Below are 855 nucleotides of genomic sequence, written 5' to 3'. Positions count from 1 at the left end.
CTAGGAGCTGTGGACAGTTACCTGAGCCATAGGACAATGGCGGCGAGGGTGACGACGGCGCGGTAATTTCTGGCGGTTTTCTCGAAGCGGGTGGCGACGCGTCGGAACTGCTTCAGCTTGGAGAAGCAGCACTCGATCAGGTGTCGCTGAGCATAGAGATGCTTGTCGAGCGGATATTTCTGAGCTCGGGAGGGGTTGTTCGGGATGACCGCGATGGCGCCCTTGGCGGCGACCGCTTGGCGGAGGCGGTCGCTGTCATAGGCAGCATCCGCCATGAAGACCTCGGCGGGCAGGTCTTCGATCAGGGCGTCGGCCTGCGGGGCATCACCCTTCTGGCCGGCCGTGAGGACAAACCGTATCGGGCAGCCGAGGCCGCGCACAGCGAGATGGATCTTGGTGCTCAGGCCACCGCGGGACCGGCCAAGGGCCTGATCTTCAGACCCCCCTTTTTAGCCCCGGCCGAGTGCTGATGGGCGCGAATGATCGTGGCATCGACAATCAGGTACTCAAAGTCCGGATCATCCGACAGCGCCTCGAAGATGCGCCACCAGACGCCCTTTTGGCTCCAGCGGCTGAACCGCCTGAAGACACTGTTCCACTCGCCGAACACCTCCGGCAGATCGCGCCAGGGCGAACCCGTCCGCACGATCCACAGCACCCCTTCCACGAACATCCGGTTGTTCCGGCCCGTCGACCCCTTCTGGTCCGGCCGGCCGATGATCAGCGGCGCCATCCGCTCCCACTGACCATCGTTCAGCACCAATCGTTCCATCACGCCCAAGACCGCCTCCCCAAAAGCAGTCTTGAATCACGTTCCTCGATCGAGGGGAATCCTTAAGAGTCCACAGCTCCTAG

Annotated in this window: 1 protein-coding gene; it reads right to left on the bottom strand. The window is 62.7% G+C overall.

What is annotated here, in order from left to right; translation table 11 throughout:
- Positions 1-17: 17 nt before the first annotated feature.
- Positions 18-781 (bottom strand): IS5 family transposase gene (locus tag FFK22_RS41975; RefSeq protein WP_138893716.1). Its coding sequence is split into 2 segments (ribosomal slippage): positions 18-443 and positions 446-781, totalling 762 coding nucleotides; the frame shifts between segments, so codons are not numbered across the junction.
- Between the last annotated feature and the right edge of the window lie 74 nt (positions 782-855).

Origin of the sequence: Mycobacterium sp. KBS0706, assembly GCF_005938675.2 — a bacterium.
GTDB lineage: Bacteria > Pseudomonadota > Alphaproteobacteria > DSM-16000 > Inquilinaceae > Inquilinus.
The sequence above is the reverse complement of the archived record's forward strand: the minus strand, read 5'-3'. Positions and strand labels throughout refer to the sequence as shown.